A 3861-nucleotide genomic window follows, 5' to 3' on the forward strand; every position below is an offset into this window, starting at 1 on the left:
CGTCGTGGGCTGCGGTGCCGGCTCCTGCGCGAACTCCGGCGCGGGCTGCCGGGGCGGCGCGTACGCCGGCGGGGGCGGCCACTCGGGGTTCACCGGGACGGGGCTTGCGTGCTCGCCGCTGGGGCGGAGGCTCTCGGTCATGGCACAGAGCCTCGCGCCCGACCATGAGAGCGAGCTGAGCGTGTGCTGAGAAGCCCGGCAGAACCTCGTATGCCCGATATAAAGGCCGCCGGGGACGCGGTCGGCGGGACCCGCTTACCTGCAGCCGCAGGAGTGGCGTACCACCAGCCGGGACGGGTACACCTTCAGCCGCTCGCGGCGCGAGCCCGCCACCCGTACGCCGTCGTCCAGGACGAGGTCGACCGCCGAGCGGGCCATCGCCGGACGGTCGGAGGCGACCGTGGTCAGCGGCGGGTCCGCGAGCGCCGCCTCCTTGATGTCGTCGAACCCGGCGACCGCCAGTTCCCCCGGCACGTCGATGCGCAGTTCCCGCGCGGCGCGCAGGATGCCGATCGCCTGGTCGTCGGTGGAGCAGAAGACCGCGGGCGGGCGGTCCGGTCCGGAGAGGATCTCCAGGCCGACCCGGTAGGCGTCGTAGCGGTTGTACGGGGCCTCGAAGAGGCGGCCCTCGGTCGGTATCCCGGCCTCCTCCATCGCGCGCCGCCAGCCCTCGACGTGGTCGGAGACCGGGTCGCCGACGGCGGGGGTCTCCGCGGTGCCGCCGACGCAGGCCACGTACTCGTTGCCGTGTTCCAGCAGGTGGCGCACGGCGAGCTGGGCGCCGCCGAGGTCGTCGGTGACGACGGCGACGTCGTCGATCGCCTCCGGGCGCTCGTGCAGCAGCACGACCCGGGCGTCCCACGCCTCGATCTCCGCGGCGGCCTGGTCGTTGAGCGCGTGGCTGACCAGGATCAGGCCGGAGACCCGCATCCCGAGGAAGGCCCGCAGGTAGTGGACCTCGCGCTCGGCGATGTAGTCCGTGTTGCCGACGAGCACCATCTTCCCGCGCTCGGAGGCGGCCTGCTCGACCGCGTGCGCCATCTCGCCGAAGAACGGCTGACGGGCGTCCGGGATGATCAGGCCTATGAGGTCCGTGCGCCGCGAGGCCATCGCCTGGGCGACCCGGTCCGGCCGGTACCCCAGCTCCTTGATCGCGGCGAGGACGCGCTCGCGCGTGGCCGGGGCGACCGGCCGGGGTCCGTTGTTGATGACATAGCTGACGACGGCGGTGGACGTCCCCGCCAGCCGCGCCACATCATCCCTGGTTACCTTGGCCACGCGCGGAGTCTACGCGGATATACCCGGTACGGGCAGGGCGTATCACACCTTGGATTCCGCCGCTTCCGCGGTGTCCGTCCTCTCCTTGGCGTCCTCCGCGGCGCGGGCCGGCTTCTCGGGCTTCTCGGGAGTGACGAACCGGTAGCCGACGTTGCGGACGGTGCCGATCAGCGATTCGTGCTCGGGGCCGAGTTTGGCGCGCAGACGCCGTACGTGGACGTCGACCGTGCGGGTGCCGCCGAAGTAGTCGTAGCCCCAGACCTCCTGGAGGAGCTGGGCGCGGGTGAAGACCCGGCCGGGGTGCTGCGCGAGGTATTTGAGCAGTTCGAATTCCTTGAAGGTCAGGTCGAGGACCCTGCCCTTGAGTTTCGCGGAGTACGTCGCCTCGTCGACCGACAGGTCGCCGTTGCGGATCTCCATCGGGGAGTCGTCGTTGACGATCTGCTGGCGGCCCATGGCGAGGCGCAGGCGCGCCTCCACCTCGGCCGGGCCCGCGGTGTCCAGGAGGACGTCGTCGATGCCCCAGTCCGCGGTGACGGCGGCCAGGCCGCCCTCGGTCACGACCAGGACGAGGGGGCAGCCGGGGCCGGTGGAGCGCAGCAACTGGCACAGGCTGCGGACCTGCGGGAGGTCGCGCCGGCCGTCGACCAGGATCACGTCGGCGCCGGGGGTGTCGACGAGGGCGGGGCCCTCCGCGGGCGCCACCCGCACGTTGTGCAGCAGCAGGCCGAGGGCGGGGAGCACCTCCGTCGACGGCTGGAGTGCGTTGGTCAGGAGCAGCAGAGAGCTCATCGCACCCCACCGGCCCGGGTCGTCGTTCGCTCGTGCACGGTTCGCTCGCCCATAACGTCTGGTTCCTCCTCGGTCCCTGCGAGGACGTTTACGGCATTGCTGCGTGCGTTCGACGGCCCGTACACCGGCGGTTTCCCGCGTTCGTATACAACGCTTCCGAAAGCACAAAAGGACCCGGGGGCTTCACTGCCCGAGTCCTCTTCGCAGCAGAATAGCCGACATGAGCACCGGTCCGGCAGGTCATGTGGCGCGATCCACCGATCGATCCACCATTCGTCCATATTCCGAGACGGCTGATGCAACACGGGGCGGTAAGCCTTTGCGGACGTTTCTGCGTACTGCGGACGGGGTGGCGATCGATTCCGTATACGAACCGGGGACCGCTTCTTCCGGCGATCTCGTCTTCGTGGTCGCGCACGGGTTCACCGGGGACGCGGACCGGCCGCACGTGCGGCGGGCGGCACGGGCCTTCGCGCGGTACGGCGGTGTCGTGACGTTCTCCTTCCGGGGGCACGGGGCGTCGGGCGGGCGGTCGACCGTGGGGGACCGGGAGGTGCTCGACCTCGCGGCGGTGGTGGGGTGGGCGCGTGGACTGGGGTACGCGCGGGTGGCCACCGTCGGGTTCTCCATGGGCGGCTCGGTGGTGCTGCGGCACGCCGCGGTCGGCCGGGACACCCGGGTCGACGCCGTCGTCTCCGTGAGCGCGCCCGCGCGGTGGTTCTACCGGGGGACCGCCCCCATGCGGCGGCTGCACTGGCTGGTGACCCGGCCGTCCGGGCGCCTGGTGGGACGGTACGGACTGCGGACGCGGATCCACCACCGGCAGTGGGACCCGGTGCCGCTGTCGCCCGTCGAGGCGGTGCCGCGGATCGCGCCCACGCCGTTGCTGATCGTCCACGGGGACCAGGACGGGTACTTCCCGCTCGATCACCCGCGGATGCTGGCGGCCGCCGCCGGGGAGCACGGGGAGCTGTGGGTCGAGGCCGGCATGGGGCACGCGGAGAACGCGGCGCCCCAGGCGCTGCTGGAGCGGATCGGGGACTGGGTGGCGGGCCGGGCGGGCTAGCCTGAGGTGTTCGTCGTCGACCGATTGAGGATCAGCAGATGGCAAAGGTCACGGTGCGGTACTGGGCCGCAGCCAAGGCCGCGGCCGGGGTGGCCGAGGAGGCGTACGAGGCGGCCACGCTCGCCGGAGCGCTCGACGCGGTGCGCGGGCGGCACCCCGGTGAACTCGCGCGCGTGCTGCTGCGGTGCTCGTTCCTCGTCGACGGTGATCCCGTGGGGAAGCGCGCGCATGAGACGGTACGGCTGGCCGACGGCGGCACGGTCGAGGTGCTTCCGCCGTTCGCAGGAGGGTGAGCGATGACGAACCAGCCGTACGGGGCGTACGACCCGTCGTACCAGGATCCGCGGCAGGACGCTGCCCAGGGCGTGTGGCCCGGGCAGCAGGCGTACGAGGATCCGTACGCGGACCAGCAGTACACGCAGCAGTGGCAGGGACAGACGTGGGAGACGCAGATGCAGCCGCCGGTGGCGGCGGCTCCGGCGGCACCGGTGGCACCGGAGCCGGTTCCGTCGGCTCCGGACCCGGCTCCGGCCGCTCCTGAGGCCGGGCCCGCGTACGGGCCGGCCACGCTGGCCGGGAACTCGCGCGTCACCGACGCGCAGCGGGCGCGGGCCGAGGGGCGGTCGCCGATCATCGAGCCCGGGATGCAGCCGGCGGCGCTCACCGCGCTGCTGGGGCTGTTGCTGGCGGGCGGGGCGGCACTGGGGACGTACGCGCTGCTGGTG

The 3861-nt window shown here is 72.4% G+C and carries 4 protein-coding genes and 1 pseudogene; 3 read left to right on the forward strand and 2 right to left on the reverse strand.

Going from position 1 to position 3861, the window contains the following annotated elements:
* Positions 1–255: 255 nt before the first annotated feature.
* Positions 256–1278: a LacI family DNA-binding transcriptional regulator gene (locus tag B7767_RS15465; RefSeq protein WP_085572703.1), complete on the reverse strand. Its 1023-nt coding sequence runs from the start codon at positions 1276–1278 to the stop codon at positions 256–258.
* Between the two features lie 42 nt (positions 1279–1320).
* Complete coding sequence (locus B7767_RS15470; RefSeq protein WP_085572704.1) at positions 1321–2070, reverse strand: response regulator transcription factor; 750 nt, start codon at positions 2068–2070, stop codon at positions 1321–1323.
* 220 nt (positions 2071–2290) lie between these two features.
* Here B7767_RS15470 and B7767_RS15475 point away from each other — a divergent pair, with 220 nt between their 5' ends.
* The 3 genes and pseudogenes from B7767_RS15475 to B7767_RS15485 form a co-directional block, all read left to right on the forward strand.
* Positions 2291–3136, forward strand: a complete 846-nt coding sequence (locus tag B7767_RS15475; protein WP_085572705.1) for an alpha/beta hydrolase — start codon at positions 2291–2293, stop codon at positions 3134–3136.
* A 38-nt stretch (positions 3137–3174) separates the two neighbouring features.
* The gene (locus B7767_RS15480; RefSeq protein WP_030864179.1) at positions 3175–3429 is read left to right on the forward strand and encodes a MoaD/ThiS family protein; all 255 of its coding nucleotides are present in this window, start codon (positions 3175–3177) and stop codon (positions 3427–3429) included.
* A 3-nt stretch (positions 3430–3432) separates the two neighbouring features.
* Positions 3433–3861: pseudogene (locus B7767_RS15485) on the forward strand (hypothetical protein); the annotation flags it as partial.

This window comes from Streptomyces sp. 13-12-16, assembly GCF_002114215.1.
Taxonomy (GTDB): domain Bacteria; phylum Actinomycetota; class Actinomycetes; order Streptomycetales; family Streptomycetaceae; genus Streptomyces.

Excerpts from the sequence above, each read along its gene's own strand:
- B7767_RS15470 (WP_085572704.1), bottom strand. The coding sequence starts at position 2,070 with ATGAGCTCTCTGCTGCTCCTGACCAACGCACTCCAGCCGTCGACGGAG.
- B7767_RS15475 (WP_085572705.1), top strand. The coding sequence starts at position 2,291 with ATGAGCACCGGTCCGGCAGGTCATGTGGCGCGATCCACCGATCGATCC.
- B7767_RS15480 (WP_030864179.1), top strand. The coding sequence starts at position 3,175 with ATGGCAAAGGTCACGGTGCGGTACTGGGCCGCAGCCAAGGCCGCGGCC.